21 protein-coding genes are annotated in these 25,060 nt (G+C 75.0%); 7 read left to right on the top strand and 14 right to left on the bottom strand.

The genetic code is table 11. The features are described from left to right. Nucleotides 1-36 precede the first annotated feature (36 nt). The 6 genes from ACIF8T_RS25125 to ACIF8T_RS25150 form a co-directional block, all read right to left on the bottom strand. Complete coding sequence (locus ACIF8T_RS25125; RefSeq protein WP_400038327.1) at nucleotides 37-621, bottom strand: DUF488 family protein; 585 nt, start codon at nucleotides 619-621, stop codon at nucleotides 37-39. A gap of 150 nt (nucleotides 622-771) precedes the next feature. Continuing rightward, on the bottom strand, nucleotides 772-1,017 hold the full coding sequence (locus tag ACIF8T_RS25130) for a DUF5133 domain-containing protein (protein ID WP_400038328.1): 246 nt from the start codon (nucleotides 1,015-1,017) through the stop codon (nucleotides 772-774). 605 nt (nucleotides 1,018-1,622) lie between these two features. After that, entirely contained in the window at nucleotides 1,623-2,327 is a 705-nt protein-coding gene (locus ACIF8T_RS25135; RefSeq protein WP_400038329.1) for an alpha/beta hydrolase, read from the bottom strand. 424 nt (nucleotides 2,328-2,751) lie between these two features. Continuing rightward, nucleotides 2,752-3,069, bottom strand: a complete 318-nt coding sequence (locus ACIF8T_RS25140; RefSeq protein ID WP_400038330.1) for a DUF2795 domain-containing protein — start codon at nucleotides 3,067-3,069, stop codon at nucleotides 2,752-2,754. A 740-nt stretch (nucleotides 3,070-3,809) separates the two neighbouring features. Continuing rightward, a complete protein-coding gene (locus ACIF8T_RS25145) occupies nucleotides 3,810-4,217 on the bottom strand; it encodes a DUF2795 domain-containing protein (RefSeq protein ID WP_400038331.1) in 408 nt (135 codons plus the stop codon). 56 nt (nucleotides 4,218-4,273) lie between these two features. Then, the gene (locus tag ACIF8T_RS25150) at nucleotides 4,274-5,416 is read right to left on the bottom strand and encodes a Vms1/Ankzf1 family peptidyl-tRNA hydrolase (protein ID WP_400038332.1); all 1,143 of its coding nucleotides are present in this window, start codon (nucleotides 5,414-5,416) and stop codon (nucleotides 4,274-4,276) included. 176 nt (nucleotides 5,417-5,592) lie between these two features. Here ACIF8T_RS25150 and ACIF8T_RS25155 point away from each other — a divergent pair, with 176 nt between their 5' ends. The 3 genes from ACIF8T_RS25155 to ACIF8T_RS25165 all read left to right on the top strand — a co-directional run bounded on the left by ACIF8T_RS25155 (nucleotide 5,593) and on the right by ACIF8T_RS25165 (nucleotide 10,113). Beyond that, nucleotides 5,593-7,722, top strand: a complete 2,130-nt coding sequence (locus ACIF8T_RS25155; RefSeq protein ID WP_400038333.1) for a SpoIIE family protein phosphatase — start codon at nucleotides 5,593-5,595, stop codon at nucleotides 7,720-7,722. Nucleotides 7,723-8,085: 363 nt separating this feature from the next. Continuing rightward, a complete protein-coding gene (locus ACIF8T_RS25160; RefSeq protein WP_400038334.1) occupies nucleotides 8,086-8,766 on the top strand; it encodes a DUF4232 domain-containing protein in 681 nt (226 codons plus the stop codon). Nucleotides 8,767-9,525: 759 nt separating this feature from the next. Further along, on the top strand, nucleotides 9,526-10,113 hold the full coding sequence (locus tag ACIF8T_RS25165; protein WP_400038335.1) for a sigma-70 family RNA polymerase sigma factor: 588 nt from the start codon (nucleotides 9,526-9,528) through the stop codon (nucleotides 10,111-10,113). On the opposite strand, the gene ACIF8T_RS25170 is transcribed toward ACIF8T_RS25165, so the two are convergent. Both ACIF8T_RS25170 and ACIF8T_RS25175 read right to left on the bottom strand, forming a co-directional pair. Continuing rightward, the gene (locus tag ACIF8T_RS25170; RefSeq protein ID WP_400038336.1) at nucleotides 10,059-10,793 is read right to left on the bottom strand and encodes a zinc-binding dehydrogenase; all 735 of its coding nucleotides are present in this window, start codon (nucleotides 10,791-10,793) and stop codon (nucleotides 10,059-10,061) included. The two genes, ACIF8T_RS25165 and ACIF8T_RS25170, sit on opposite strands and share 55 nt — an antisense overlap. Nucleotides 10,794-10,945: 152 nt before the next feature. After that, nucleotides 10,946-14,455 (bottom strand): hypothetical protein, encoded by a 3,510-nt coding sequence (locus ACIF8T_RS25175; protein ID WP_400038337.1) that lies wholly within the window; start codon nucleotides 14,453-14,455, stop codon nucleotides 10,946-10,948. Nucleotides 14,456-14,691: 236 nt separating this feature from the next. Here ACIF8T_RS25175 and ACIF8T_RS25180 point away from each other — a divergent pair, with 236 nt between their 5' ends. Then, a complete protein-coding gene (locus ACIF8T_RS25180) occupies nucleotides 14,692-15,672 on the top strand; it encodes a D-cysteine desulfhydrase family protein (protein ID WP_400038338.1) in 981 nt (326 codons plus the stop codon). Between the two features lie 534 nt (nucleotides 15,673-16,206). On the opposite strand, the gene ACIF8T_RS25185 is transcribed toward ACIF8T_RS25180, so the two are convergent. The 6 genes from ACIF8T_RS25185 to ACIF8T_RS25210 all read right to left on the bottom strand — a co-directional run bounded on the left by ACIF8T_RS25185 (nucleotide 16,207) and on the right by ACIF8T_RS25210 (nucleotide 21,732). Beyond that, nucleotides 16,207-16,554 carry a hypothetical protein gene (locus ACIF8T_RS25185; RefSeq protein WP_400038339.1) on the bottom strand — a complete coding sequence of 116 codons (348 nt, stop codon included), beginning with the start codon at nucleotides 16,552-16,554 and terminating at the stop codon, nucleotides 16,207-16,209. A 104-nt stretch (nucleotides 16,555-16,658) separates the two neighbouring features. After that, nucleotides 16,659-16,796, bottom strand: a complete 138-nt coding sequence (locus ACIF8T_RS25190) for a hypothetical protein (RefSeq protein WP_400038340.1) — start codon at nucleotides 16,794-16,796, stop codon at nucleotides 16,659-16,661. Nucleotides 16,797-16,965: 169 nt separating this feature from the next. Beyond that, complete coding sequence (locus tag ACIF8T_RS25195) at nucleotides 16,966-17,571, bottom strand: hypothetical protein (protein ID WP_400038341.1); 606 nt, start codon at nucleotides 17,569-17,571, stop codon at nucleotides 16,966-16,968. A gap of 1,364 nt (nucleotides 17,572-18,935) precedes the next feature. After that, complete coding sequence (locus ACIF8T_RS25200) at nucleotides 18,936-19,583, bottom strand: dihydrofolate reductase family protein (RefSeq protein ID WP_400038342.1); 648 nt, start codon at nucleotides 19,581-19,583, stop codon at nucleotides 18,936-18,938. 79 nt (nucleotides 19,584-19,662) lie between these two features. Beyond that, complete coding sequence (locus ACIF8T_RS25205; protein ID WP_400038343.1) at nucleotides 19,663-20,652, bottom strand: aldo/keto reductase; 990 nt, start codon at nucleotides 20,650-20,652, stop codon at nucleotides 19,663-19,665. Between the two features lie 231 nt (nucleotides 20,653-20,883). Beyond that, nucleotides 20,884-21,732 (bottom strand): LysR family transcriptional regulator, encoded by an 849-nt coding sequence (locus ACIF8T_RS25210; RefSeq protein ID WP_400038344.1) that lies wholly within the window; start codon nucleotides 21,730-21,732, stop codon nucleotides 20,884-20,886. Nucleotides 21,733-21,836: 104 nt separating this feature from the next. Between ACIF8T_RS25210 and ACIF8T_RS25215 the strand changes: the two genes are divergently transcribed. The 3 genes from ACIF8T_RS25215 to ACIF8T_RS25225 all read left to right on the top strand — a co-directional run bounded on the left by ACIF8T_RS25215 (nucleotide 21,837) and on the right by ACIF8T_RS25225 (nucleotide 24,999). After that, a complete protein-coding gene (locus ACIF8T_RS25215) occupies nucleotides 21,837-22,577 on the top strand; it encodes an SDR family oxidoreductase (RefSeq protein WP_400038345.1) in 741 nt (246 codons plus the stop codon). Between the two features lie 983 nt (nucleotides 22,578-23,560). Continuing rightward, on the top strand, nucleotides 23,561-23,983 hold the full coding sequence (locus ACIF8T_RS25220) for an Hsp20/alpha crystallin family protein (RefSeq protein WP_400038346.1): 423 nt from the start codon (nucleotides 23,561-23,563) through the stop codon (nucleotides 23,981-23,983). Nucleotides 23,984-24,891: 908 nt separating this feature from the next. Next, nucleotides 24,892-24,999, top strand: coding sequence for a keywimysin-related RiPP (locus ACIF8T_RS25225; protein ID WP_400038347.1), 108 nt, complete (start codon nucleotides 24,892-24,894; stop codon nucleotides 24,997-24,999). Nucleotides 25,000-25,060 lie beyond the last annotated feature (61 nt).

Here is a 25,060-nt window from a genome sequence, read left to right on the forward strand (position 1 = left end):
CGGCGGAGTTCGACGCGGCCTCTCCCCCGCCGGCCGTCAGGGCGGTGCCGAGCCGGTGTCGTCGTACACGAGGAGGCCGTCACCGCGGAGGCGCACGCCCGGCGTCGGCCTGTGAGGTGCGAGGCGTCCGTCGTGCATGAGGTGGTGGACGGGCGTGCCGCGGGCCAGGACGGCGAAGTCGGCGACGAGACGCCGGTGGCATCGCCACCACACCGCTTCGCTGCACATCACCGCGGTGCGCTGTTCACCGGCTTGCCGCACGACCTCGTCCAGGGCGGTGACGAACTCCGGGCTGCGGGTGTGCGCGGCGTAGCCGCGGAAGGAGACGTTGCGCCAGACCGTGTCGGGTGAGTCCGGCGGCGGTTTCCTGAAGCCGCCCAGGCGCGGCTCCCACCGGTAGGCGATGCCCTCCTCGGGCAACCACCGGGCCAGGCGCTGCCGGGACACGTCCGGGTCCCGGCGGCTGCCGGGAGCGGTCCTGATGTCCACGACGGCCGCGACGCCGGCTTCCCGCAAGAGCCTTGCCAGCGCCTCCCGGTCGGCCGTGCTGTGACCGAAGGTGATCAGTTCGGCCCGCGGGGTCGGGAACCCGGCTGTGGGGTCGGCCCGGTCGTCGTCCATGGATCGAGTCCAGCAGGTCCTGGTCCGTGCGGCACCCGCCGGCCCGGTGCCACCCGGCTGTGCGGGCCGGCGGGGCGGGCCGGTCGGGACGAGGAAGCCGGCCCCGTGCCCATCGCCCGGCACGGCGGCGGGCAGAGGAGGCCCAGCCCGCTACGCGGCCAGTGTCTCGTTCTCCCGGGAGACGCTCACACGACCCGTCCCGTACTGCTCGAGCAAGGTGTCCGCCACGCGCAGAGCCTGCTCGGCGGTGCGGGCCCCGGTCATCACGCACAGCGTGTACGTGGCGTCCTCGAGAGCCCGGCTGGTGCGGCCGGTGGGGTGCACGTCGTGTTCCATGCGTGCCTGGGCGAACCGGGCCAGCACGGCGCGCAGTTCCTTCTCCGCCGGAACGATCATGGTGATACCTCTCCCCTTCACACTCATCTCAGGACGGCCCGCCTCACCGCGAGGAACCGGCTGCATCCCAGGCATCCGACGCCCCGGCTCACCACCGGGAGCGTCAAGCAGATCTTCAAATGCCCCGCATCGAACGGTCCATGCCCCCTGTCTGCGCCGAACGCGGCGAGCGCGTCGTGGCCCGCTCCGCGGACGGGTGGCGGCGACCGGGACGCGCAGCGCGGGGGCGGCCTTCCCGGCCGGCGTGGTCAGGATCCGGGCGTGGGCGTCGGCCGTCGACACCGTGGACGGTCACGTCCTGTCCGGTGACGGCCTCCTGGATCAGGCCCGTGGTGGAGGCGATCAGGCCGCCCGTCGTGAGCGGCCCCGCGAGCGGGCGCCGTCGAAGGCGGCGGTGCCGACCGGGCCCGGCGCGCCCGCGTCCCCGGTGTCCGGGTCCACAGGTACACGGGCGGCGAAGACCGTGTCGTCGACGGCGAAGCCCTCCACTCCCTCGCCGAGCGCTCACCGGCCTCCGGCGCGGGTCTCGATGCCGGCCGCGGCCGCAGCGGCGGGAACCTCGTGCCCGACGCCCCCGACGCCCCTGATGCCCTCCCCGCGCCGCCTCATGCCCCGCTCCACCACCGCAACGCCTCCGCGGCCACCTCGGGGGGTACTTCGTGGCCGCCCGCGAACTCCCGGTAGGTGACCGGAACGTCGTCGCCGACCAGCGCACGGACGAGCCGGCGACTGCACCGTCCGATCGGCAGCACCGCGTCCGCCGTGCCGTGGGAGACAAAGACGCGGGGCCGGCCGTGACGGATCACGGGTGCCATGAAGCCCGGCGAGAAGGCGAGCACCGCGTCGAAGAGGTCACCGTTGGCCAGCCCCAGGGAGAGCGCGTACGAGGCACCGTCGGAGAAGCCCGCGACCGCCACCTGAGCCGGCCCCACCGGGACCCGGCGGAACACGTCGGCCAGCGCGGCGTCGAGCGCGCTCACGTCGGGGCCGTACCCTCCGACGATCAGGTCCCAGGTGGCGGCGGCGGCCTGGGGCGCGAGCAGCAGGAGACCGTCGGCTCCCGCCTGCGGAAGCAGCCAGGTCAGCGCCTGCCGGGCCGATCCGCCGGCCCCGTGCAGCACGACCACCAGCCGGTACGGCGGCGTGCCCGGCGGCACACGCAGCAACGCCCCGCCGTCCAGCGGGTGCGTGCCCGGCTCGGGCGGATCCTGCGGTTCCGGCGCGGCGGCCGGTGGGCGAGCGGTGAGCCTGCCGTGCCGCGCGTTCTCCTGGATCGTCGGGTGGGCCCGGGCGTTCTCGGGCACCGGCATGGTGCTCGCCTCCCTTCGTTCGTGCCCGTGGGGGTGGGGGCACCCGGCGCCAGGAGGTGATCGTCGTGCCTCGACCTGGAAGCAGGAAGTACGACACCAAGCGGGCCAGGGCGCGTAAGGAGGCGGAGCGGTCGGGAGTCCCGGACCAGGACACGCCAACACGGCCGCCGACGAATCCCTGCAGCAGGACCCGTAAGGGTGGAGCCGAGGACCGCGCACCGAGCGCGGCCGCGGCCCGAAGGGCGAACGCCCCGGGAACGCCGACTGAGCCACCCGTCGCCCTCCACCGAGCGGAGCCGCACAGTGAGCGGCTCCGCTCGTGGCACGCGGTGAAGGGCTCCGCCCGGTGGCGCGCCAGGCGGTCATCCCTGCCTGGGCAGCGGCCTGGCGACACCACGACGACCGGGGCGTGCCCGCGCGGTCGTCACCGGTCCAGCTCCTCCTCCACCGGGGTCTTGGGCACCTCGCGCAGATGCTGCGACAGACCGGGCTTGCCGCCCCGGCGAGCCTGCTCGCCGCGTTGGGCCTCGGTGTACCCCAGGTCGGAGTCGGGATCGGTCCGTACCGAGCGAACGATGTCCTCGCGGTTGGTGTAGGTCTCCGGCGGAACGCCGCGCAGGGCGGACATCACCTCGTCGGAGGCACCGGCGGAACGGGCCGCTTCCAGCAACTGGTCCTTGTCCGCCGGGAAGTCCACGTCCTTCAGGGCGCCCAGCACCTCGTCGACCGTCGTGTGCGCCATGGAAAACACTCCTCCCTCAGGTCGGGGACTCGCTCCGCGTACCCGTGCCGGATGCCGTGGAACCGGTGCCACGGCGCCGGATGCATGCGCCGCGGCGTCACCGGATCGTGCAACGCGCGCGGAGACCTGCGCGGGGCCCGGCGCGCGCCGCGGCCGGCACGGCTCGCGGCCGGGGCGCCGCGCGGGACGGCCGCTCCTGCCGGGCGTCCCGCGAAGAGGCACCGGCCCGTGCGCGTCCCGACCGCTCAGTGCGTCGTGGCCGTGCGGGGGGGGCGCCGTGCGCTGCCCGCCACCGCGCCCGCCGGGGCCGTGGCGGTGGGTCGGTGCATCGCGGTGCGACGGCGTCCGCCCCACCCTCCGTGAGCCTCCCCTCCACCGGGCACCGGCGCGTACAGATTGCCGTGACCGGCCGGAGCGGACTCCTTGCGCGGCAGAGGGGTCCTGTCGGCCCGGCGGGCCCGTGTGGTCGGCCGCGTGCTCGGGCAGCGGGTGTCGACGGTGGCCGGCGGTACCGCGCACACGTGCACGTGCTCGGCCTCGTCCGGCCGCACCTCCTGCCGCAGGCCGGCGCTGCGGCAGGAGGTGCGGCCGGACGGCGTGCTTCGGCATGCCGTACGCGTGCGTGTACGGCCGGCACCCTGCCCGAATCAGCCCTCGGCCCACGGGCGGGCGACATCACCGCTCGGCGGATGTCCTGTCGCCCGGTCCCGGGGCGGCTGAGCCGGAGCAGCCGGGCAGTGCTATCCCGGACGCCCGTGCACGAGCGCATCGACGATCTCGGTCACGTTGGCGTACTCGCCGCCGTCCGGCAGTCCCCGCACCGCCTCCAGCAGGTGATCCGGTGCGTGGTGCGCGTCCAGGACGTCGAGCACCGTTCGGCGGTCGGCGGGGAAGACGGCCCGCTCCAGGTGGCGTGCCATGTCGCTCCGCAGCGTCTCCGCCTCGGCCTCCGCCCGGGCCCGGTCCCGTTCCTCACCGGGCGGCGGCACCGGTCCGCTCCGGTCCAGGCGGATGTCGTCGTCCGCCGGCGGCTCGGGGTCGTACGCCTCCTCCGCGTGGGTGGGCCGGCCGGACCGCAGACGGCCCTCCAGCTCGTGCTTCATCTCGTCGTCCTTGCGGGGACCGACCGGGTTGCTGCCTCGCTGCATGTGCGGACACCTCGTCTCCGTCGGGTGGATCCTCGTCTCGTTGCCGGACGTCCTCCTCAGGCCGAGGCCGGTTCGTAGGACCAGCGCAACAGGGCGCCGAGGCCGCCCGCCGGTATGTCGGGGCCGTCCTCGTCCGAGGGCGGGACGATCAGTACGTCGGCGGCCGTGACGGCGGCCGACCGCAGCAGCGCGTCGTCGGCGCGGACGGGGATCGGGTCGCCTTCGCCCAGGATCTGCGCGTCGGTCCTGCGGGTCGCCACCTGATCGGGTTCGCTGCCCACCCACGTCTCACGGCCCAGCTCCGGCCCGTCGGGCCGGATGAGCAGCGTCTCGATGCGGTGCTCCCGGGCGGCCTCGACCAGCGCCGGGACGCCTTCCACCGCGTCCGTCGGCCTGTCGGTGCCGACTCGTCCGGCGCGGAAGCGGTCGAGCGCCTCCTCGATGTGGCGACGCGTGTACTGCTGCCGTGCCTGCTCGATGTCCTCCTCCAGAGCAGAGGAGGACGACCCGGCGGCCCGGCCGCCGTGTTCCGTCTGCACCGTGACCTTGCGGACTTCCTCCGGGAGCCGGTCGTACACGGCGGGCCGTTCGCGGGGGTCCCCGACGAGGACGATCAGCTCGGCGCCGCACTCCTCGTAGGCGGAGCACAGCGCCTGGGCGATCTCGCCGGCGTTGTGCTCCCAGGTGTTCTCGACCTTGAGCTGGAAGTGCCGCTCGGACCAGTCGGCCGAGGCCGTACGGTGCACCGGGTGCTGCCGCCCCTCGACCTGCCCGGCGTCCTGCGGGCCGGCCGCCCCGCGGAGCTCGAAGTCGGCGCCGGTCCGGTCGATGTAAGCCACCAGGCAGACCGGGTCCTGGCCGGACAGCTCCAGCAGGGGCGTCAGCCGCGGCAGCGGGGCCCAGCAGGCGATCTGGCGCTGCGGCGGCCGGGAGAGACGGTGGCTGAGCACCACTTCCCCTCCTGCGGCGAAGACCACGCGGCCCGCCGGGTCCTCCGCGGGACCGATGCCCATCAGGGCGTCGCGCACCGCCTGGACGGTCGCCGCGTCCGCACCGTCCTGCTCGAGCGTCCGGCACGCCTCCCGTACGGACAGCTCGCGCCGCTTGGCCCCCGACTCGTCGTTCTGGGCCGGATCGAAGTACACCGTGGCCCACGGTCCGGAGCGGTCGAACAGTGGTCCCAAAAACGAAAGATGCATGCTTTCTCCTCGTTCGTCCCGGTCGTCAGGCCGAGTGCCCGAAGGACCGGGAGGAACACGTGGCAGGCCGGTCCGGTCGGCGTCCTCGCCCCTCTCCTCAGCACCTTTCGCCGCCGTCGGCCACCGTGGGCCGCGGGCGCTTCGCTCGACGGCCTCCGGAACGTACCGTCTGATATGTGAGCATTGGCGGTTACGGTGCGCCCGACGGTGACACGCCCCTGGGTGAAGCGCTCAGCACCACGGTCCTGCACAGCGGGGCCCTCGCAGGCGGGGTCTACCTCTTGCCCGCCGCGGAGCCGGTCCTCGTCCTGGCCGCGGTGTGCGGGGTGCCGGTGGTGACCGCGGCACCGTGGCAGCGGGTGGCGGTGTCGGCCTCGGGCCCCTTGTCGGAGGCGGTGCGCGAGGACCACCTGGTGTGGGTGGGGCGGCAGGAGGACCTGGCCCGCCTGTACCCGACCGCCGCGGCCGGGATGCCCTACCGGTTCGCGCTGGCCTTCGCGCCCCTGCACGGGGTCCGCCGCTGGGGTGCGCTGGCGCTGGTGTGGCCCGCGAGCCACCCGCCGTCCCTGACCCGCCGCGAACGCGGACACATCCTGTCCAGCGCGCGGCGCATCACCCAGGTACTGGACCGGTCGGCCGCTCCCTGGAGGATTCCCGGTCAGCCGCTTTCCGTGCCGCTGCACAGACCCGATCCGGATCCGGCGCAGACCGGGCTGGCCGCCGCCGACCTGGTGCAGCGGCTGCCCGTGGGTGCCCTCGGCCTCGACCTGGAGGGGCGCATCACCTACCTCAACGAGGCCGGGGCCCGGCTGCTCGGCGGAAGCGCGGAGCGTCTTCTGGGCACCCTTCCCTGGCAGGCGGTGCCCTGGCTCGACGCACCGGTCCACGAAGAGCACTACCGCACCGCCGTCTTCAGCCGTGAGCCCGTCGCCTACACGGCGCTGCGCCCGCCCGACCAGTGGCTCGACTTCCGGCTCTACCCGGACGGCAGCGGCATCAGCGCCCTCATCTCCCCCAGCCCCCACCACCAGCCGGCACAGGCACCGCCGCCCCGTGTCAGCGGCGCGCCGCCGGGTGGCGCGCCCGGGGCCGCCGGCACGGGCCGGATCCACCAGCTGATCCACTTGGCGGCCGCCCTGAGCCAGACCGTCACCGTGGCCGACGTGGTCAGCGTGGTGGCCGACCAGATCCTGCCGGCGTTCGGCGCCCAGGGCATGGTCGTCTCCATCGCCGAGGCCGGGCGCCTGAGGATCACCGGGCACCGCGGCTACGATCCGCGCGCCGTCGCCCGCCTGGACGGCCTGCCGCTGGACACCGACCTCACCCCCGCCGGTCACGTCCTGCGGAGCGGCGTCCCGGCCTTCTACACCGATCTCGCCGAGGTGACACGCGCCTGCCCGCGGGCGTCCGCGCTCAGCGGCAAGCAGGCCTGGGCCTTCCTGCCCCTGGTGGTCTCCGACCGCCGCGTCGGCTGCTGCATCCTGTCCTTCGACCAGCCGCGTCCCTTCACCGCGAGCGACCGCGCCGTCCTGGTCTCCCTGGGCGGACTCATCGCCCAGGCCCTGGACCGTGCGCTGCTGTACGACGCCAAGCACGACCTCGCGCACGGCCTGCAGCAGATCCTCCTGCCCGTCGCCCTGCCGGCCGTTCCCGGACTCGACGTCGCCGCCCGCTACCTGCCGGCCGCCCGCGGCATGGACATCGGCGGCGACTTCTACGACCTCATCCGTCTCGGCGACACCACCGCCGCCGCCGTCATCGGAGACGTCCAAGGGCACAACATCACCGCCGCCGCGCTCATGGGACAGGTCCGCACCGCCGTCCACGCCACCGCGGGCGCCACGCCCGGCGAGGTCCTCGCCCGCACCGACCGGGTCCTGGCGGACCTCGGGCCCGACCTGTTCGTCTCCTGCCTCTACATCCACATCGACCTGGCCGGACGGCGTCTGCACCTGGCCAGCGCGGGGCATCCGCCTCCGCTTCTGTACAGCGCCTCGCCCACTCCGGGCACCCGCGTGCTCGACGTCGATCCCGGCCCCCTGCTCGGCATCGGCATGGGCATCGAGCCCGTGTACCCGGTCACCACTGCGCCGATGCTCCCGGGGTCGGTCCTCGCCCTCTACACCGACGGCCTGGTGGAGACCCCCCGCACCTCCCTCACCGAATCGATCACCGCCCTCGCCGACCACCTCACCGGCAACGGCCACCGGCCCCTGGACGACCTGGCCGAGAGCCTCCTCCACCACACCGTCCCGCGTCACGCGCACACCGACGACATCGCCCTGCTCCTGCTGCACAGCCGGTGAGCACGCCGCCGGGCCGGGACCGCCGCTCGGGACCGGTCGTCGCACGCCCGCCGTCACGCGCGTGACGGCGGGCGCCCCGTGCCCCGGCCGCGCCGCGGATCCTCCTCTCGTCGCCCTCCGATCGCTCGCCCCGTGCGACGGGCACGAAGGCGGGAGGCCCGGTCGCAGGGCGCGCCGTGCCGGGCCGTCGGCGAACGGCACCGGCCCGCCGCCCGCCGCCATGTGTCACGGCCCTGTGACGAGGGTGTCTTGGTCACGTTCCCCGGTCGAACCCCTCGGCGGGGTCGTCCGTCGTGCCGATCGAGAACGCGGGACCACGGCACACGCCGCGGCCCGCTCACCGACCGGAAGGGAACACCTGCCATGAACCGCCGCCCGCGCACCGCCCTCGTCGTCTCCGCCGCCCTGAGCGCCGGACTGCTCATGACCGCCTGCGAAGGCGGCGCGACCGACGCCGCCGACAGGACCGGCACGGCCTCCTCCACGGCTGCCACCATCACGCCGAGCGCCGCGCGGGACGGTGGCAGCGGCGGCGACGGCACCACGAAGACCGGCCCGTCGACGGCCGACAGCAACAACAAGGCCGCAGGCGACTCCTCGTCGTCCCCGGGCGGCTCCGACGCCGGCGACAAGTCCGGCTACGGCCAGAGCTGCGGCACCAACGACCTGCAGTGGGCCGCCAAGCCCATGACGCAGGCCGGCGGCTACTACCAGGTCAGCGTCAAGGCCGAGTCCGGCATCACCTGTGTGCTGCCCGCCGGCCTGCCCGTCTTCGCCTTCGGCTCCGGCGGCACCCAGGCCGGGCCGGCCGAGCAGGCCGCGGGCCGGGAGATCACCCTCAGCGGCGGCAGGACGGCGTACGCGGGCGTCACCCCGAAGAGCACCAACAGCGACACCGGCACGGAATACAGCACGGTCATCGCCTCCGTCAGCGAGGACGACCCCAACCCCCTCTCCCTGAACGTCGGCAGTGTCATCGTCGACAAGCCCCTCACCACCAACTGGCACACCGACCCGGCCGACGCCGTCCCGTTCACCTCCTGAACCGTGCGGCCGCGGACTCCCCCTGGTGACGGGTGAACCGACGTCCTGAAACCCACGTTGTCCCCCATGGAGGAGCCCCGGCACCGGGACGCGCGGGCTCCATGGCGGCCCACCCCAACGGCTACGGCCAGTTGGTCATGGCGGCCGCGGCCTACGACCGGATCCTCAAGCCGTAGGCGGCACCGCGATGGAGGGCGGCCCGCTCGCCGGTCCGACCCGGCCCACCGGGACCCGGGCCATGGAGCCACCTCACGACCCGTCCGTTCTCCCGGCGTTCTCTCCCTGCGCGGTGATCCCCCTGCGACAGTGCCGGTCCCCCGGGCCGTGCCGTCCCCGCGACGGGCGGCTGCGGCGCCCCGCCCATCGCGGCCGCCCGTTGCCATGCCGTCCGCCGGCCCATTGCCATGCCGTCCGCCGCATCCGTGCCCGGGCCGTCCCCCGCCCCGCGCACGGGTGCGGCGGTGGGCGCACCGCCTGTCCCGTGTCCCGTGCCGCCGTCCCAAGCCGTTCGCACTTCCGCAGGTGAGACCCCGTTCCGGCGTTCCATCCGTCCCTGATGCCCGGTGAGCGCCGCAGGTGGGACAAGAGGTGCCGCAGGCTGATCACATCGCGGTCACCGCGCCGCCGACGACACGGCAGCCGGACTCCGACACGTCCACGTTCTTCTGACCCACCGGCAACGACTGCCGCGCCGGGCATCCGCCGGCGGACGTCACACGGCGCCCGCGAACGGACGTCCGTCATTCACGGGGAGACATCATGAGCACCACACAGGCGACGGTCCTGGCCGGCGAGCGACCCGGTGGCACGGCCACGCTGTCCTCCGCACCGTGCGCGGCTGCGGACGCCGAGCGGTTCGTCCGCGAGCTGTACGCCGAGCACGGGACGGCCCTGCTGACCTACGCGGCCCGGCGGCTGGACAACGACTGGCACCGCGCCCAGGACCTGGTCCAGGAGGCCGCCGTACGTGCCTGGCGCCACGGACCCTCACGCGTCCTCTCCGCCGACGGCATCCGCCCGTGGCTGTTCCGGGTCCTGCGGAACCTGGTGATCGACGAGCACCGGGCGCGAGCCGTACGCCCTCACGTCCCCCATCGTCTGGAGGACGTGGTCGTCCCGGTCGGCGACGACACCGACCGGGTGCTGACCGCCCAGGTGGTGCGGGAAGCGCTGGCCGACCTCACCGCGCAGCAGCGCGAGATCCTGCACGGCATGTACTTCCAGGGGCACAGCGTGACCGACGTGTCGCACGCCCTGGGCATTCCGCCCGGCACGGTGAAGTCCCGTACCTACTACGCGATGCGGGCGCTCAAGCGCGCTCTGCTCGCCCGCGGCGTCCTCGACTGAGTGCTCCCGGCACAGCCCCCTCCCCTGTGGGTGTGGAACGCGAGGGAGGGGACTGTCGGCAGTACCTCGGCCGTCGCGTGTGCCTGCGGCACCAGGACGACCTTGCCGACGACGCTGCCGGACTCCGCGAGCCGTACCGCTTCGCCGACCTCGGTGAGCGGCACGCGCGCGGCGACCTGGGCAGTCAACTCGCCGTCGGCGAGCAGGGCGAAGACCTGGGACAGGTCGGCGTGCAGCCTGGCGCGGAAGGCGCCGGGCCGGCGCCGGCCGGCCCAGATGTTGTAGAAGTGCGCCCCCTTGCCGTTGGGGAGCGTGTTCCACAGCGTCAGGCGGGCGAGCAGCTTGAGGACCGGGGCCCTGGACGAGCCCTGGACGTCGCGGGTCGAGGCGGTGCCGTAGGAGACCAGGGTGCCCCGGGCGGCGAGCAGGCGCCAGGAGGTGACGATGCCCTCGCCGCCGACGTGGTCGAACACCGCGTCGTAGCCCCGCGGAGCGTGGGCGCGTAGCCGGTCCTCCGGGCCGGGGGCCCGGTAGTCGACGGGCACGGCGCCCAGGGCCCGGACGGCGTCGTGGTGCTTGGCCGAGGCGGTACCGACGACCCGGGCGCCGGCGACGCGGGCGACCTGGTCCAGGGGCAGTGCCTGAGACTCGACGGCGCCGAGCGGGCCCACCTCCTCCACCCGGCACAGGCGGCGGACGGCTCCGACGTCCTCACCCGGCCCCGGCGCCGACGCGCGAAGGGGCAGTGGCCCCCGCACCGCGGCCTGCGGTGGACCCTGGACGTCCTCCACCGGACACCCACGCGGAGCACCCGCGGCTCCTGACCGCGGGCTCAGCTTCCGCCCAGGACCGTGGCGTACGCCGCTTCCCGGACGTCCTGCTCCGGGTGGCGGCGCAGGGCGACGACAGCCGCGCGGCAGGGCTCCGGCCAGTCCTGGCGGGCTCCGAGGGCCGTGGCGAGGCCGACGGCCAGGAGGCCTTCCACCAGTCCTCCGTCGCCGCCCAGGGCACCGAGCGCGGCGAGGGCGGCGGCGGGGTCGGCGAGCGGGGCGCCGTACCGGTGTGCTTCCTCCAGGTCCTCGGCCGCCCGGACCGCGAGGACGGGGCGGCCGGCGACCGCGGCGGTCAGCTCGCGGAGCGACAGCAGCAGTGCGGGCTCGGCCGCCTCCAGGTCGACCGCCCGCACGAGGAGGGCGGTGCGCGTCGCGGTGACCGCCGGTTCGGCCGCCAGTTGCCGGGCCAGGGCCGCGCACGTCCCGCGGTCCCGGACCGACGAGCCGAGCAGGGACTCCAGGCGACGGCGTGCCGGCAGGTCCCCGCCGCGCGGGCCGCCCTCCGGTTCCCCGGCCGCGATGAGCGCCAGGAGCCGGTCCACGACGTCGTGCAGCAGGCTGCCGGGCGCCACGCCACCGATCGGGTGGGGCAGTGCGGACTGCGCCAGCTCCGTCAGGCCGTAGGTCGCCCGCCAGACGCTCAGGGGCGAGGCGAGGTCGGCGCAGACGCGCGCCAGCGCCGTGCCGGCCGCGGGCGTGTACGGCGCCCAGTCGCGGAGGCCGGACAGCGCCTGGTCCGCCTCCTGTTTCCCGGCGACGAAGGGCAGCCGGGCGACGAGTTCCCCGTACCGCGGCCGGTGGGGCGGGGCCAGGTCGTCCGGGTTCACGTCCAGGAGCGTGCGCCGGGCGGCATCCGGCCCGTCGGTGACCGCCGACTCCAGCAGTGCCCACATCTCCTCGTCCGGCAGCAGCGTCGCGGCCAGGCCGACGACGGTGGCGTGGACGTCCGGATGGACGCCCGGGGTGCGGCCCACGGTCGCCAGGAGCGCGGTGGCGGCGCCCGGGGGGAGGTGACGGGCGGCGAGCCGGGCGGCCGCCTTCCTGACGGTGACCTTCACCCCGCTCTCCCGGGTCAGGACGTCGCGGAGCAGGGCCGCGACCCGGCTGGGCCGGGCGTGGGCGGCGGCGCGGGCGGCGGCGGACCAGGCGGCTGCCGCCCGGTCGTCGTCGGCGTGGTCGAGCAGGGCCCCGAGGGCCGAGGCCGGGTCGTCCGTGTGCGCGGCCGCGTCCAGGGCCGCGGCCGTCAGGGCGGACCCGGCGTGACCGGCCGGGGAATCCGCGGTGTCCTCGGCCACGGCTCCGGACGGCTCGGAGGCGGTGTACCGCTGGAGCAGGGACCTGCCGTGTTCCGGCACCGGGGCCACCGCACGGAGCAGCGCGGCCCGTTCGGCGACGCCCCGGCCGGGATCGGCGATGACGGCCGCGGCCAGCCGGACCGCGGCCTCCTGCTGCCGGGGCAGCCACCGGTCGGCGTACCGGAAGGGGGGCAGCGGCCGGGGGGTGCCGGCCGTCGGGAACCGGCCGCCCGGGAGCGGGTTCCCGGGCAGGGCGCGGTCCAGCAGGTCGGTGCGCTCCGCGGCGAGGACGGCGAGCACCTGGGGCAGGAAGGCCGCGGACGGCTCCCGCGCCAGCAGGTCGGCCACGCGGTCGCCGCGGGTCGCGGGGTCGGCCAGCCAGGCCGCGGCGACCTCGCCGAAGACCCCGTCCGGGCAGGTGCGCAGGGCCTGGGCGAGGCGGTCCTGGAGTTCGGGGACCCGGTACGCGCGGCGTCCGCAGGAGGTGACCAGCGCGAGCAGGGGCACGACGTCGCCGTCGGCGGCGGCCCGGTCCAGCCACGGGCCGAGCGCGTGGAGCACGGCACGTACCCCGTTGCCGCGCAGCCGGGTGTCCAGACGCCCGAGGTCCACCGTGCCGGTGTGAGCGGTCAGCGCCTCCACGAGGCGTACGGCGGTCCGCAGCGCAGGTGCACCGGGGGCGTCGGCGGGCGGGCCCGTGGTGGCCGCGTCGCCGGGTGCGGCTCCTGTCCCGGCGGTGGCGAGCAGGGTCACGGCCAGGGTCCGGACCGTGTCCCGGGTGCCGAACGAGCAGTCCCGGGCCGCCAGGGCGTCCCGGCACAGCCGTTCCAGGGACGCGGACCCGGTGCGGTCCCCGGCGGACGGGCCGGCCCCGAGGGCTGCCGCCAGCAGGGGTGCCGGCAGGTCGGCGAAGGCGGACAGCGCCTCCCCGCGTACGGGGTCGCGCTCGTTGGCCAGCCGGGCGGCGGCCAGTGCGAGGACCTCCGCGACCTGCTGCGGATCACGGGTGTGGCCGGCGTTGACGACCAGCCGGTCCCAGACCGTCCCGCGCTCCTCGGCGTCACCGGTACCGAGGGCGGCCAGCAGTTCGGCGCGGGCCTCGGCGGGCGGCAGCAGGGCGAGCATGCCCCAGAGGTCCCAGTCCGAGCGGCGTTCGGCGCGGAGCGTCCCGACCGCGGCACGGGCCCGGGCGTGCCGCTCGGCGGTGGGCAGCAGGGCGAGCACCCCTTCGTGCACGCGGACGGTGCCGCGCGGACCGCCCGCGGCGACGACGGCGTCCACGAAGCCGGGCCGGCGTGCCGGTGGCACCGCCCGCAGCAGGACGCCGAAGGCCGCCCGGTGGAACCACCGGGCGGCGAGTGCGGGCAGGGACGGCGGGTCCGCCGCCACCAGCCGCCGCATGACCGCCGGGCCGGGTGTCCGTTCCCACCGCGCGGCCGCCCGGCGGGGATCGGCGAGCCGGCGTGCGACGCGCTCGGCGTCCACCGCGACGAGGTCGCCCAGCCGGTCGTGCACCGGACCGGGCAGGTGGTCGGGGCCGTACCGCTCCAGCAGGTCCAGTACGCGGTCCGGCGCGGCGGGCAGGGCGGCGGCGACACCGGTGGCGTGCCGCCTCCACCAGCGATCGCGCAGCCGGCCGGGGAGGTCGGCGAGTTCCCGCTCCGCGTGGTCGAGGACGGCGACGGGGTGGCGGACGGCCAGCGTGCTCCAGTCCTCGAACGCGAGCGCCCCGGCGAGTTCGGGCAGCAGCCGTGCGGTGAACTCCGTCGAGCAGCCCGGCAGCAGGCGGGCCGCGTCCCGGTCGCCGTACTCGGTGCGCACCCGCGGCACCAGCCGCTCGGCGAGTGCCGGCCGCCGCCCGTCGCGCAGCAGCCGGGCGAGGTCGGCGCGGACCACGGCGGGCGCGTCGTCGTGGGCGGCCTCGACGGCGGCGTCGGGGACGGGCAGTCGCCGGGCGCCGCGCAGCGCGTACCGGCGGACCACCGGGTCCGGGTCGCCCAGCCGGGCCGCCAGGTGCGCCGTGTCCCCCGCGGTCAGGGCCGCCAGCGCGGCGAGGCGGCGCTCGTACGGGCCGAGCGCGTCCAGGGCGGCGAGCAGGGGCCGCAGTCCGTCTCGGGCGGCGAGCCGGCGAGCGGTGACGGCGGTGTACCGGAGCCGGGCGGCATGCGGCAGGGGTTCGAGGGCGGCGAGCAACTGCTCCGCGGGAGAGATCATCGCGGGCATTGTGCCTGACGGCGTGCCCCCGCCGCAGTGAATATCGGACCGGCCGCACGGGACGGCGGTCCGCACGGCCGTGCCCGCACCGGCGGCGTGCAGCCGCCGGCGACGTGGGGCAGGGCCGGCCGCGGACGTCCCGGCCGCCTTCACGAGGGCCGGCTGTGCCGGACACCGTTCCGGGTAGGGGCGTGTGTGACGCAGCAGCCGGTCCCGTACGACCCCTGGGAGACCTCATGAACGGCAAGGCCGTCCTGTCGGCATGGCCGACGCCCCTCGAGCCCGCGCCCCGTCTGGCGGCGGCGCTGGGCCTGCGCGAGGACGACCTGTGGATCAAGCGGGACGACCTCTGCGGCCTCGGAGGCGGCGGCAACAAGGTCCGCAAGCTCGAGTGGACCGTCGGCGAGGCCCTCGCCACCGGGGCGGACACGCTGGTGACCACGGGAGCGGCGCAGAGCAATCACGCCAGGCTGACCGCGGCCGCGGGCGCCCGGCTCGGACTGGACGTCGTGCTCGTCTTCCCCGGAACGCCCGACAGCGCCTTTGGCGGTTCCGGCAACCTGGTCCTCGACAGCCTCTTCGGCGCCCGCGTCCACTGGGCCGGCGACGCCGCCCCCGCGTCCCTGGCCGATGCCGCCGAGAAGGTCTGCGCACGGCTGCGCGGCCAAGGGGCCCGCCCGTATCTCATCCCCTTCGGCGGCTCCAGTCCCCTCGGCGCACGCGGCTACGTCGAGGGCGGCGAGGAACTGCGCGCCCAGATGCCCGACGTGCAGCACGTCGTGGTGGCACTCGGTTCCGGGGGGACCATGGCGGGCCTGGTCGGCGCGCTGGGTGCGGAACGCGTGCTGGGCGTCCACTGCGGCGCCGTGGCCGAACCGGCCGCCACCGTGGCCGAACTCTCCGGTCACCTCACCCCTCGCGGCATCCGCCCCGGCTCCCTGCGCATCCGCACCGACCAGGTCGGCCCCGGTTACGGGGCACTGCACGAGCCCGTCCTGGAGGCCATGCGCACGGCGGCCCGCACGGAGGGCGTCGTCCTCGACCCCACCTACAGCGGGCGCGCGATGGCCGGTCTCGTCGCCGCCGTACGCGACGGGGACATCCGCCCCGCGCAGCGGACGGTCTTCCTACACACCGGCGGGTTGCCCGGTCCCTTCGGCCATGCCCGGACCGTGCACCGCACCGTGAGCGACCTGGGGACTTTCGGCCGGCCGTAGGAACCGGCCGTGGCGTCACCTGGAGGGCCGGCGGTCCCGGTGATCGTGGCGGCGAGTGCGGGGACGGTGCGGGCCCGTGGGGCCGGGTGCCGGGGGCCGGCAGCGGCGGGGTCGACCGCGCTGCCGATGCCCTCGACGGTGAAGAGGGCTCCACGGCACGGGCGTCGCCGGCTTCACCGAACGCCGGGTGGTCACGGCTCGACGCTCTCGCTGGAAGCCGGAAGCCGGAAGCCGGGAGCCGGGAGCCGGGAGGGTGGCCCCGAGGCCGGACGCGACTGGATCGTCCGGGCGATCGGATGCCTGCCGAACCCGGAGGAACAGCGGCAACTCAGCGCTCCCCCCGGCTCCTGGGTCGGCTGTCGGACCACGGCGACCGCCGCAGATGAAGCACCGCCGGACCGGCCCGGCCACAGGGGTTGCCTGCGACCGCGGCCGACTGGCCGGCGGAGGCCGCGCGTCGAGACGGTCACGACAGTGGTGCGCAGCCCGGCGAGGCGTTCGTCGGTGGGCGAGGGCACAGCGGCGAAGGGCTGTTCAGCGCCAGCCGGGATTGTCGTCCGGCAGGAAGGTCCCGAACAGCGACTCATAGGCGCTGTCCTCGCCCGCGCCGCCGGGCAACACGTGATCGGGCTCGGTTCTCGCAACTGCTTCCCGGAGCCTGAGGATCAGGTCCGAGGTGGGCGCCGGGGCGAGGGACAGGGCGTCGGCCACGCGGATGCGGTGCTCGGCGATGTCGGGCTCGTACTCCACGAGGTCCCGTTCGAGGTGGGCTGCCGCGATCCGCATGGCCTCGACGTCTCCCCCACCCGAGAACTTCAGGCAATCGTGCCGGCAGGGAAGACCGATGACGATCTCCAGAGCGGCCGTCAGGTCGTCGGCCATCAGGCCAGCCTGCCCCTCGGAGCCGGCGTACACCACGGACCGACGACTGCCGGGGCGGCCGCTCAGGAAGTACGTTCCGCCCGCGGCATCCCCGGCGAACCCTCTCAGCGGCTCACCCGAGGACAGACGGACCCGCCCCCGTGATCATCGCGCGAGACATCGAGGTCGAAGACGCCTTCGAGAAGGCTTGAGATCTCCGGATCGTCCCGGATCAGGTCGAGCACATGATCGGCTGAAGTCACGGCGGGGACCATAACGACAGGGACCGACAACAGACCGCTCCGGGAGCGCGGGCACCTCCCCGAGTGCTGTGCGGGCGTCGGTCCCGGGGCGCCGACCGGGACGGCCCGGACGACCGGGTGAAGCCGCCCGCCTCGCCCCGCCGGGACGGGCGGCTCCTGGCGGCGGGACTCAGTAGAGCTTGTCGACGGCCGTCGCCGTGGTCGCCTTGAAGTCCTCGACCTGCGCGTGCTCGAAGGTGCCCAGCTGCGCCCACCGGACGTAGGTCACGGTCCTGCCGTCCCGGCCCACCGAGAACAGAGCGACGTCGGAGGAGCCCCAGTCCGAGACGGTCTGGAGGCCGTGGACGGTCGCGCCTTCCTCGACATCGATCTTGCCGTAGTACTTCTCGGTCGCCGTGAGGCCGGGCGTCTCCGCCATGAGCCGCTCGGCGCATTCTCCGATCTTCTGGCGCAGCAGGGCGGCGAACGCCTTGGCCCGCTGCTCGCTGCGCTCCACCACGGTGACCTGGAACGCGTTGGTGTCGTACTCGGTCCAGTACTCACGGTGGCTGGAGACGGACGGCAGCGCCTCCCCGACGCAGACCGGCGGGTGCTCGGGCTGCCCGGCGGTGACCGGACCGGCGTACCAGGGTGACGCCGGGTGGGGCGGCAGCTCACCCGGCTCCAGGAACCGGGGAGAGCCCGCCGCCGTCGCCGGGACGGCGGCCAGGGCGAGTGCGGTCCCGGCGGCCAGCGCGGCCAGCGCGAGACGGTTGCCGCGGATGCGGACGTTCATGTTTCCCCCATGTGGTGCGTGTCGAGACGACCGGATACGGAAGGAGGGGACGCGCTCGCGCGGCCCGCCAGGACACTTCCGATATGACGTCTTGTGAGACCCGCCAGGGTGCTCCGCCGTTGCCCCGCACTCCTGCAACAGCTACGCGACGAATGTCATCGGACGGCAACGGCGCACCGCGTCGGCGTGCTCGGCCGGGGCCCGGGCGCACGCCGACGCACCCGCAGCGGGCCCCGTAGGTCTTCGTCCCGACCGGGCGGGGATCGAGCGGGACTTCCGGCCGGTCGCATGTCCCCTGGCCGCCGAAGCCGATGTCCGGGGCACGGCCGCGGGCACAGGACCGGCTCGTCGTTCCACGCGCCTGCTTCCGCCGGCCCGCCGAAGGCCGTGACGATCCCGCCGAAAAACGGCGCACGATCGGAACCGGCCAGGTCCGGCATCCGGTGGCGCACCCGTCGCACGCGTACGACGAAGGCCGCCGGCCACGCCGGAACCGTCAGCCGTAGGCCTGGTGGCACAGGCGCACGATGCCGGGGTCGGCGATTCCGTCGGCGCGGCGGCACAGGTCCCGCATCCCGACGCTGCGCTGCGGAACCGGACGTGCAGGCTCCGGTCGCTGCGACCGGACGGGGCGGGGCGGGGCGGGCGAGCGGTGCCGTTCCGGCCGCGGGCGCGGTGCGGGGTCGGGCCGACGGCCGGCGGGAGGAGCCGGAGACGGCCGCAGTCGCCGCGGCACGGGCGCGGGAACTCCCCGGGCGGGCCGGGCGCGAGACGGCTCCTTCGCTGCCGGGCGCTCCGCCCGCTCGGCTCCCGTCCGTACCAGCGCGGAGCGCTGCGAGGGCTGGGGGGCCGGCCGCGCCGTGGCCGCCGGCCCCGGGGACGGGTCCACGGCTTCCGCGGGTCGCGAGCCGTACGGGCGGTCGTCGGACACGGGGGACGTCACCGTGGCGCAGCCCACGGCGCCCAGCAGCGCCAGCAACAGGGGGATCAGAAGGCGGGAAGGCACGCTCCACTGTCCTGCACCGCGGACTCGCGCGGGGGGTACAACGCTGCCGATCCCCCGCAAGGAGACCCCCGGTCCACCCGTGCTGACGCCGCACGCTGCCCGGATCGCCGGAGGGAGGGCTTCGGCCCCCGGCCTTCTCCACCGCACTGGTCGGCGGAGAGCCGGCTCCGGCGTCCGCGGCAGGGCACGCGCACCGTGCCACCGGCGCGGCGCCCTGGTACCCCTTGTCGGCCCAGCGGCGCGCACCGGCCGGTCCACGGCGATACGGCCGATGGGCAGCGGCGTCCCGTCGGGGACCACGAACGCCTCGCCGTCGGCCGCGGCGAGGACATGCCCCAGGTACCGGCGACCGGCCCGGTCAGAGCCCCGCGCGGGTGAACGTCACATGCGTGACTCCGCCGGGCGAGGAGACGGCCTCCACCTGGTACTCCCTCTCGATGTCCTCCAGCCCGTCCCAGAGGCGTACGCCTCGGCCGAGCAGGATCGGGACCACCACGACGTGCAGGTGGTCGACGAGCCCGGCGGCGAGGAAGGCGCGGATCACGGTCGGTCCCCCGCCGAGGCGCACGTCCCGGCCGTCCGCGGCCTCGCGGGCCGTTTCGAGGGCCTCGGCCGGCGAGGTATCGAGGAAGTGGAACGTCGTGCCGCCCTCCCTCTCGATCGGCGGGCGCGGGTGACGGGTGAGGACGAAGACCGGTGTGTGGAAGGGCGGGTTCGGCCCCCACCACCCCTTCCACTCCGGGTCCTCGTGCCATCCGGGGTGGCCGAACTTCCCCGCGCCCATGATCTCGGCGCCGATCCCGGGCGTGAACTGCCGTACGAAGGCGTCGTCGAGCCCGCCGCTCCCGCCGGGCCGGCCCGTCATCCCGTGCCACCACCGGGTGGCGAACATCCACGCGTGCAGCCTCTCGCCGGCGTGGCCGAACGGCGCGTCACGGCTCCGGCCCTCGCCGGTGCCGAAGCCGTCGAGCGAGACGGAGAAGTTGTGGACGCGGACGAGTGACATGGCCGGCGGCTCCTCCAGGCACGCGAGAGGCGGGCGGGCTGCGACGAACCGTGCATCGTGCGGGAACCGCCGCGGGTGCCTAGCGGTTGACGGATTTCATCCCCGCCTCGTCGTACCTCTCACCCGCCGCCTCGGGCAGCTCCGCGTCGATGCGGGCCAGGTCGTCCCCGGTCAGCGCGATGTCGACCGCGGCGGTGTTCTGTTCCAGGTAGGTGCGGCGCTTGGTGCCCGGGATCGGCACCAGGTCCTCGCCCCGGGCCAGCACCCAGGCGATGGCCAGCTGGGCCGGCGTCACGTCCTTCTCGGCGGCGATCTCCTTCACCTTCGCCGCCAGCCGCAGGTTCGCCTCCAGGTTGGCGTCCTGGAAGCGCGGGTTCTCGCGGCGCCAGTCGTGCGCGTCCAGCTCGTCCGGCGAGGTGAACCGCCCGGCGAGGAAACCGCGGCCCAGGGGCGAGTACGACACGAAACCGATGCCCAGTTCCCGGCAGGCGGGCAGCACCTCGGCCTCCACGTCCCGTGACCACAGCGAGTACTCGCTCTGCACCGCGGTGATCGGGTGCACGGCGTGGGCGCGCCGGATGGTCTCCGCGCTCGCCTCGCTCAGGCCGATGTACCGCACCTTGCCCTCGGCGACCAGCTCGCCCAGCGCCCCGACCGTCTCCTCGATGGGCACGTTCGGGTCGACCCGGTGCTGGTAGTACAGGTCGATGTGGTCGGTCCCCAGCCGCTGCAGGGAACCGTGGATCGAGCTGCGGACGTGCTCGGCCGAGCCGTCCTGCGGGCCGACCGTACTGATGTCGCCGGGTACGGCGTCGTCCATCCGGTAGTTGAACTTCGTCGCGATCACGTACTCGTCGCGATGCCCCCGGACCGCCTCGCCGACGAGCGACTCGTTGGTGAGCGGCCCGTACATCTGCGCGGTGTCGAGGAAGTACACCCCGAGGTCGAGGGCTCGCCGGATGGTCGCGATCCCCTCTTCCCGGTCGGCGGATCCGTAGAAGGCGGACATGCCCATGCACCCCAGGCCGATGGCCGATACCTGGAGGTCCCGCAGACTGCGCTCCTGCATGCCGTGTTCCAGCCTTTCCCTGCGCACTCGTTCGTCGGTCGGACGGCACGAAGCCCTTCATCCATCTAGCGACGGATCCCGCCGTCCGGCATCCCGGGGGAGGGACCGGACGGCACGGGCTTCGCGTGCCGCGGTGTCCGCGACGCTACGACCTGGAGCGCGCTCCAGCGCAAGTCCCCCCGCCGCGGCCGGCCGCACCGACGCACCGCGCCCGGCGTCCACCGCCGCCGGTCACAGGGCGGTGGCCGCCCGGACCAGCCCCGCGACCGCCGTCGAGCGGCTGTGCGGGGGCCAGGCGATGACCGTGGTGACGCGGGGGGCGTCGAGGATCGGTACGGCGGTGAGGCCCTCGCGGAGGCCGGTGCGGCCCGACTCCGGGACGACCGCGCAGGCGCGGCCGAGGGCGATGAGCTGGGTGAGCTGGGTGTGGTCGCGCACCTGCGGGCCGGGGCCGTCCGGGAAGGTGCCGTCGGGACGCGGCCAGCGGGGCAGGGGCAGGTCGGGAAGGCCGGTGACCTCGGCGAGCCGCAGGTGGGGGCGGACGCCGAGGGGGTGCCCGGCCGGGAGGACCGCGATCTGGCCCTCGGTGTGCAGGTCCTCGGTGTCGAAGCCGGCCGTGTCGTCGAACGGCCGGTGCAGCAGGGCCACGTCGGCCCGGCCGTCGCGCAGTACCCGCGCCTGCTCGCCCGGCCCGCACAGCACGACGTCCACGGCGACGGCGCCGGGCTCGGCGGCGTGGGCGTCGAGGAGTTTCGCCAGCAGTTCGTCGGAGGCGCCCGCCTTCGCGGCGAGGACCACGGCGGGGCGGCCGGCCGCGGCGACGGCGGCCCGGCGGGTGCGCCGCTCGGCGGCCTCGACGGCGTCCAGCGCCGCCCGTGCCTCCCGCAGCAGCACCGCCCCGGCCTCGGTCAGGGTGACGCCCCGGCTGCCGCGTTCCAGGAGGGCGGCGCCCAGGCGCCGCTCCAGCCCGCCGATCGCGCGCGACAGCGGGGGCTGGGCGATCCCGAGCCGCCGCGCGGCCCGGCCGAAGTGCAGCTCCTCGGCGACCGCGACGAAGTACCGCAGCTCACGTGTCTCCACCTCGTCAGCGTAGCCGGGCCGGCCAGGAGCGATACCCGGGCGGTATCGCCGTCGACCCGATCGGTCTTGGACGCCCTGCCGGACGCGGCGGAAGGATCGGCGTCATGAGTGAGACGAACATCGTGAACCGACGGAAGGTCGCGCTGGTGACCGGGGCCAACAAGGGCATCGGGTACGAGATCGCCGCCGGGCTCGGCGCCCTCGGCTGGTCCGTCGGGGTCGGCGCGCGGAACGAGGAGCGGCGCGAGGCCGCCGTGGAGAAGCTGCGCGCGGCCGGGGCCGACGCGTTCGGCGTGCCGCTGGACGTGACCGACGACGCGAGCGTGACGGCGGCGGCCCGGCTCGTGGAGGAGCGGGCCGGGCGGCTCGACGCGCTCGTCAACAACGCGGGGATCACCGGCGGACCGCAGGAGCCCACCACGGTCGATCCGGACCGGGTGCGGGCGGCCGTGGAGACCAACGTGATCGGCGTCATCCGCGTCACCAACGCCCTGCTGCCGCTGCTGCGCCGCTCGCCGTCGCCGCGGATCGTGAACGTCTCCAGCAGCGTCGGCTCCCTCACGCTCCAGACCACGCCCGGCGCCGAAACGGGCCCGATCTCCGTCGCCTACGCACCGTCGAAGACGTTCCTCAACGCCGTCACCGTGCAGTACGCCAAGGAACTGGCCGGTACGAACATCCTGGTCAACGCCGTCTGCCCCGGTTTCACGGCGACCGACCTCAACGGCTTCCGGGGAGTGCGCACCCCGCAGCAGGGCGCGACCTCCGCGATCCGGCTGGCGACAGTGCCGGACGACGGGCCGACGGGCCGTTTCTTCGACGACGAGGGCGAGGTGCCCTGGTGAGGGGCGCCTCGCCCACCGCACCCCGGGGAGGCGGCGCCCCCGTGTCCTCGTGACCGGCGCGTCCGGCCGATCGGCTCGGGTCCGGCGCCCGGCCGAAGGCCTCGGGCTGCGGGCTGCGGGTTATGAGCTGCTGGCTGCTGGCTGCTGGCTGCGAGGTGATCGCACTCGCCCGCCCCGACGCCGGGCCGGGAACGACAGCCCGGCGACGGGCAGGATCCACGCGCACCGCGCCCGCTCCGCGCACCACACCTCCGGCGGGGACAGGACCCGTCCGTCCCGCGCCGTCGTGGACGACGAAGGCGGTGGCGGCCGGGCCCTCCACTCCTCGCCTGCGCCGCGTGGAGCGCGGTGCGTCCCGGAACGGGAGGACTCTTGTGTCTCGCCCCGGCGACGACACCCGGGGATCTCGCTGAAAGGGCGTCAGGAGGCGCTCCACTCCAGCATGCGCCCCTCGTGGACGCCGGGACGGCAGCCCGGGCGGTCCGTACGCGGCTGTGGGCCCCCATCGGCCGGGGGCGTGGAAGGCGGAACGCGCCCTCCGAACACCCGACTTCCGCCGGGAAGCACCCGGGTAGCCGGTGGGGTTCGCGAGGTGCGTGCCGAGCGGGGCCCTTCGGGTCCACGCCACCTGCCGGGCGGTGAGGCCGAGTTCGGGTGGCAGGCCGCAGCATGGAGAAGGGGGGTCGCCGGTCCGGTGCCGGTACCGGTGTCCGTGCCGCTGGCGCCCCTTGAAGGAACGGGCCTGCGAGTTGAGCGTCATGCGACCGTCCTCGGCGGCCCGAGGCGTCCGGCACAGCGCTTTACCGCTGTTTCCGGCACCGTTGCTCACCGGAATCCCCGGCAACGAAACATGAGTCCCTTACTGTCAATTTCCAGCAGCCGTTACTTGTCAAATGTCCTGCGGTCGACTATATGAATGGGCAGTGCTTGTTCATCGGCCCGTATCCGTGACGGCCGATCCAGTGACTGGAGGAAGAAGGGACATGCTCGCGCGTACCGGCACTACGGGTGATCTGGACCGGCTCGTGCATCAACTCGTGCACACCGTCGCCTCGGACGGCGTCCTCATCCCGGCGGATGCCTGGCGTGACGACGAGGCGCTCTATCTGCAGTTCGATCTGCCGGGCATGGACCGTTCCAGCATCGAACTGACCACGGAGAAGGACACGCTGACGCTGAGCGCCGAGCGCCCCTCCCCTGTTCCCGCCGGCGCCCGCCCCCTGCTCACCGAGCGCCCCACCGGCCGGTTCACACGTCGCCTCACCCTGTCCGACGCCCTGGACACCGCGGCCGCCGAGGCGACCTACGACAACGGCGTCCTCAGCCTGCGCATCCCGCTGGCCGCACGCGCCAAACCCCGCAGGATCGCCATCTCCAGCGGCACCCACAAGCAGCTCACGGCCTAGAGAGGGGCGCCCCCGCGCCTCACGCGTCCAGCCGCTGACGGAGCCCGGCGGACGGTGCGCTGAACTCGCTTACAGGGGAAGGCACTTACCGGCAGCCGCTCCAGCGCCTGGTGGCGTTCGGCGAGCGGTGCCCCGTGACCGGCGGGCACGACGACGAGCAGCGGGCCCGCCGCGGCCGATCCGGACGGGGAGATCGCCCTCGACGAAGCCGGTCTGTGCGACCCCCTCGGCGCCACCTCCCGGACGAGCCGGCCGATCGGACGGACGTCGACGTCACCGGCGGCCCCGGGCAGACGGCCGCACTCCTCGGTCACCTATCCGCCCCGGGCCCTGACCTCGCCGCCGTCACCCCGTGAGGCGGCGGCCCCGGAGGGCGGCCGTCGCCGTGCCGGCGCCCTTCCCGGGCCGGGTGAGCCGCGGCGGCACCGCGCGACCGCCGGCAGCCGGGCGGCCCGGCGGCTGCCGGCCCACCGGTCGCGCCGGCGCCCGGGCAAGGGCGTCATCCAGGCCAGGAGGAAGCCGATTGGCCGACCGAGGCCTTGAGCGGTGCCCCTGCGGCCCGCGTCACCCGACTTCAGGACGAGACGGCCGCGGCACCGCCTCGTCGGCGCGCCCCCGCGCCTGTCCGGAAACACCGTCGGCCGGCCGGGGAAGGCATCGTGGGTACCCCCTGTCGCGCGAAGCATGTCCGGGCATCCGCAACATGTGTGTGGGGAGGCCTGTGGGGCGAATGAGGCGGAGGCCGGAACGCGGCGGGATGGCCCGAGTCCCCCGTTGTGAGGCGACGCGCCGCACACCTAGCGTGTGCACTGCGTCGGCGGGCCGCCGGAACGGTTCGGCACGCCGGCCGACGCACGAGGCAACTCCGTCCAAGCACGTTCCGCGTTTCACGACGAAGGGATACGACGATGACCTACGAGCGCCCCACCCTCATCAAGGTCGGCGACTTCCAGAAGGTCACGGGTCTGGCCGGCACGGGCAGCCCCGACCTGCTGGGCGGTCACAGCCTCCTCTGACCCGACCGGCCCCCTGCTTGACATGTACACGTCATCAGGGTGAGGCACCGTGAGTGCGGGC

It is taken from the genome of Streptomyces sp. NPDC085946 (genome assembly GCF_044540485.1).
Taxonomy (GTDB): domain Bacteria; phylum Actinomycetota; class Actinomycetes; order Streptomycetales; family Streptomycetaceae; genus Streptomyces.

Bases quoted from the DNA above. Each gene is read 5' to 3' on its own strand.
- ACIF8T_RS25135 (WP_400038329.1), bottom strand. From the start codon at position 2,327: ATGCCGGTGCCCGAGAACGCCCGGGCCCACCCGACGATCCAGGAGAAC.
- ACIF8T_RS25180 (WP_400038338.1), top strand. From the start codon at position 14,692: ATGAACGGCAAGGCCGTCCTGTCGGCATGGCCGACGCCCCTCGAGCCC.
- ACIF8T_RS25150 (WP_400038332.1), bottom strand. From the start codon at position 5,416: ATGCATCTTTCGTTTTTGGGACCACTGTTCGACCGCTCCGGACCGTGG.
- ACIF8T_RS25160 (WP_400038334.1), top strand. From the start codon at position 8,086: ATGAACCGCCGCCCGCGCACCGCCCTCGTCGTCTCCGCCGCCCTGAGC.
- ACIF8T_RS25185 (WP_400038339.1), bottom strand. From the start codon at position 16,554: ATGGCCGACGACCTGACGGCCGCTCTGGAGATCGTCATCGGTCTTCCC.
- ACIF8T_RS25140 (WP_400038330.1), bottom strand. From the start codon at position 3,069: ATGGCGCACACGACGGTCGACGAGGTGCTGGGCGCCCTGAAGGACGTG.
- ACIF8T_RS25145 (WP_400038331.1), bottom strand. From the start codon at position 4,217: ATGCAGCGAGGCAGCAACCCGGTCGGTCCCCGCAAGGACGACGAGATG.
- ACIF8T_RS25195 (WP_400038341.1), bottom strand. From the start codon at position 17,571: ATGAACGTCCGCATCCGCGGCAACCGTCTCGCGCTGGCCGCGCTGGCC.
- ACIF8T_RS25130 (WP_400038328.1), bottom strand. From the start codon at position 1,017: ATGATCGTTCCGGCGGAGAAGGAACTGCGCGCCGTGCTGGCCCGGTTC.
- ACIF8T_RS25225 (WP_400038347.1), top strand. From the start codon at position 24,892: ATGACCTACGAGCGCCCCACCCTCATCAAGGTCGGCGACTTCCAGAAG.
- ACIF8T_RS25215 (WP_400038345.1), top strand. From the start codon at position 21,837: ATGAGTGAGACGAACATCGTGAACCGACGGAAGGTCGCGCTGGTGACC.
- ACIF8T_RS25205 (WP_400038343.1), bottom strand. From the start codon at position 20,652: ATGCAGGAGCGCAGTCTGCGGGACCTCCAGGTATCGGCCATCGGCCTG.
- ACIF8T_RS25200 (WP_400038342.1), bottom strand. From the start codon at position 19,583: ATGTCACTCGTCCGCGTCCACAACTTCTCCGTCTCGCTCGACGGCTTC.
- ACIF8T_RS25175 (WP_400038337.1), bottom strand. From the start codon at position 14,455: ATGATCTCTCCCGCGGAGCAGTTGCTCGCCGCCCTCGAACCCCTGCCG.
- ACIF8T_RS25125 (WP_400038327.1), bottom strand. From the start codon at position 621: ATGGACGACGACCGGGCCGACCCCACAGCCGGGTTCCCGACCCCGCGG.
- ACIF8T_RS25220 (WP_400038346.1), top strand. From the start codon at position 23,561: ATGCTCGCGCGTACCGGCACTACGGGTGATCTGGACCGGCTCGTGCAT.
- ACIF8T_RS25165 (WP_400038335.1), top strand. From the start codon at position 9,526: ATGAGCACCACACAGGCGACGGTCCTGGCCGGCGAGCGACCCGGTGGC.